At 35.4% G+C, this 3,016-nt stretch carries 4 protein-coding genes; all 4 read right to left on the bottom strand.

What is annotated here, in order from left to right:
• Nucleotides 1-54: 54 nt before the first annotated feature.
• The 4 genes from C232_RS19050 to C232_RS0118125 all read right to left on the bottom strand — a co-directional run bounded on the left by C232_RS19050 (nucleotide 55) and on the right by C232_RS0118125 (nucleotide 2,534).
• Nucleotides 55-561 carry a hypothetical protein gene (locus C232_RS19050; protein ID WP_018665525.1) on the bottom strand — a complete coding sequence of 169 codons (507 nt, stop codon included), beginning with the start codon at nucleotides 559-561 and terminating at the stop codon, nucleotides 55-57.
• Nucleotides 562-759: 198 nt separating this feature from the next.
• On the bottom strand, nucleotides 760-1,209 hold the full coding sequence (locus C232_RS0118135) for a GNAT family N-acetyltransferase (RefSeq protein ID WP_018665524.1): 450 nt from the start codon (nucleotides 1,207-1,209) through the stop codon (nucleotides 760-762).
• Nucleotides 1,210-1,462: 253 nt separating this feature from the next.
• The gene (locus C232_RS0118130) at nucleotides 1,463-1,906 is read right to left on the bottom strand and encodes a hypothetical protein (protein WP_018665523.1); all 444 of its coding nucleotides are present in this window, start codon (nucleotides 1,904-1,906) and stop codon (nucleotides 1,463-1,465) included.
• A gap of 166 nt (nucleotides 1,907-2,072) precedes the next feature.
• Nucleotides 2,073-2,534: a VOC family protein gene (locus C232_RS0118125; protein ID WP_018665522.1), complete on the bottom strand. Its 462-nt coding sequence runs from the start codon at nucleotides 2,532-2,534 to the stop codon at nucleotides 2,073-2,075.
• Nucleotides 2,535-3,016 lie beyond the last annotated feature (482 nt).

The raw sequence follows: 3,016 nt of genomic DNA, 5'->3' as shown, positions 1-3,016 counted from the left end.
AAAAGTTAATTAAAAGTCAACTACAACAATGGATCGCGGGTTTGCCTAACTATATCAAGGCTTACCTGCCAGTTTCAGTCTGCGAAAGTTGAGTTTCTCACTTAACAAAAGTTTTCTGGGCAGATAAAAACACATGCCTTCCTCAAACCATATCCCATTTTCTAAACCATCTTCAAAATCATCCAGGAACAAATCCGAATGGTGGGTTAATTCGTGTGCCAATATGATAAATAGTTGGTTTTCGGAAAAATTTTCATAAAAGCTTTTTATATTTGGCAGCTCTTTCCCCTCTAATTGCGTTAAAAAAAGCCTTCTCCAGGATTCTAAGTCAGGGGTCATATAAATCAGGTTTTCATTTGTATAGGCCGGTATAGGGATTTTAGAGAAAACAGTCGTTGCCAATTCCTCGGTTGTCCACAGGATACCTTTGGGCAGTTCAGTTAAGGCATACTGCTTTTCAAGTATTTTTTGGTATTCATTCAATCTCCCGCTAAAACGCTGGATCCTATCTTGATATTTATCAAAGTCCACTTTATTTTCAAAGGCGTAGATTTGTTTCATTTTATATACATCCTTTTTAAAAATGATCTTCTTTATAAATCTGTTTTGCCATCTGAATACTGGTCAGCCAGCCTTTCAAGCAGCATACTACTTAGTTTGGTGAATGGGCATGGTAAAAAATCCATCTATTTAACAATACCTCGCCTAAATTAACTTTTTGTTGTGAAATACATACCATTTTTTAGAATTTCTTCTCCACTAATTCAATTTTTTTAAAGTTAGGCACATTGAAACTGTTCTCACCTTAAAACCCAAATTTTCATATAGCTTGATTGCAGGATTATTCGCATAGGCACTTAAGCGGATTTCAGAATAACCTTCAGTTTTTAACCGGTTGATGGCACTTAACATTAATTGTTTGGCAATCCCCCTGCTTCGGTATTCTTCTTTAACGAATAATTCATAGATAAATCCGGTTAACTGATCAGAAAACTGGTCTTTGCTTGAGCCAACAAGAATCCAGCCCAATAATTGTTCATCCGCCACTGCAATGATATAGTAACATCCATTTTCCAATAGCTTTTTAATAAGCTGCTTTATTTTCCCATGTGCCGGCCTGGTTTCACCAAGTGTCCCATCATAGATTGCCTGTGGAGAAAGCTGCATGATCTGCTCAAATTCAACTTGGTTAGGTTCACGAATCTCCACTTTTAACAACTCCTGTGTTTGGCATTGATCACTATTCCCCTTGTAATCAATTGCATCTCTTAACCTTTCCCGACATCCTTACCACTCTCCCAGCCATTTCAGCTTTTAACATTGTCATTCCGATTTTTTCATAAAAGATATGAACAGATTACTCAGAAATGAATTTTTTATTTTAAAAAGTATGTGAACAACAAAACGTTTCACATTGATGTGGAATTAGATATTTTATGAAAAAACAGGTCATACACTATGATCAGTCTTGGGACAAATAATTAAATTTTTCATTTGTCAATTTTGCAAAACTGACATCGTCATTTACACCTTTTAAATAGGGTTTGACAAATTCAGCAATGGAAACCATATCACTAGGCAAGTCATATCTCAGCTCTTTCTTGCTCACAAATGTATGAATAAAAAATCCGCTATCTGGTTTCTCCTCAATTAACCCGGAAACAAATAACTGTATTTCTTCTAAAAATTGTTGTGGAAGTTCTTTTTTAGTTATGATGTTAACTTTTATAAAATTGGATGCTCCTACAAATTCTTTTTCAATTTCATCAATAACAGGATTGTCTGATAATCTTCCCGGACGTCTTGTGTCTATGATTAATAAGTAACCAAGAGATTCTCCGCAATACTCTCTATATACTTCATAAAATTCCACATTCTTTGTATTTAACAGTCTAACAAAATGCATTCATCTCATCCTCCATACAGGCACCCTTTTGCAGATTTGCCATATTAATTTTATTTCTCGTAACTTTTTCAATAGTTTTTTCATAGTCACTATACAGTCACGTTTATACACGATGATTCTGACAGGCAACATCCTGGTTGAGGTGGATGGTAATATAACCCCATCATTACTTCTCGTTATCATGCAGACAGAGATTTTCCCAGTCACTCAAATACATTTTATCCAGCCGGTCAATTTCTTTTGGCAGTCTGGTGATAAATTCCAGACTATTGCCATCCGGATCATTAAAGTAGATCATTGCATGGGCCTGATCAGGTACTGCGACAGGTTCTATTGGTTCCATATTAAATGACTTTCTAACTTCAATTCCACGTTGATGTAACCATTTCTTTGCATTCTTGATATCTTCCAGTTCAACATAAAATGCAATATGCCGAATTGAAGGATGATAAGGAAGTTCTGATTGTTCCCCTTCCCATAATCCAATCCAGCTCTTGCCCTCATCTACCCAAAAGAATGCAATTTTTTCGTATTTTTTATAAAACTTTAATCCCAGACTTTGATAAAAATCAATCGATCGCTGCAAATCGCTGACAGGTAAATGCGCTTCGTATAATCCCTTTATCATAATCATTCCTCCAACGTTTTTTGATTGCTTGATACTTATCGTGTTCATATAAATTGTTTATTTTCCATATGTAACGCAAGATCGCTCTTAGTAACACGGCATCGTTCGCCTAGCTGATAAAGCAACATCATTTTTCTTGTTCAGTTGAATGAGAATCCTGACTTTCACTTTCTGAGTAATAATGTTTTAATATTATCATCACCACCCATATTCCATTTGCTTTGATATGAACCACTATAAAATCCTCCTTTTTCCCAACATTCTTCAAAACTACAGATTTATATTCAGCTTATACCAGATCGACGTCCAATTTTTCTCCGATACCCGTTTGCGATAAATTTCCAACATCTTTTCATTTTTCAGATAAATAGGAGCAGGTTTTACCTCTAACCTGAATCCGTGACAAAAACCTAATTTGCGGCATTAATAGGTAGATTTCATTGTGCAGCCTTCCGGTAAGTGACTGATTATTTGTTAAACAG

It is taken from the genome of Heyndrickxia acidiproducens DSM 23148 (genome assembly GCF_000374345.1).
GTDB lineage: Bacteria > Bacillota > Bacilli > Bacillales > Bacillaceae_C > Weizmannia > Weizmannia acidiproducens.
The sequence above is the reverse complement of the archived record's forward strand: the minus strand, read 5'-3'. Positions and strand labels throughout refer to the sequence as shown.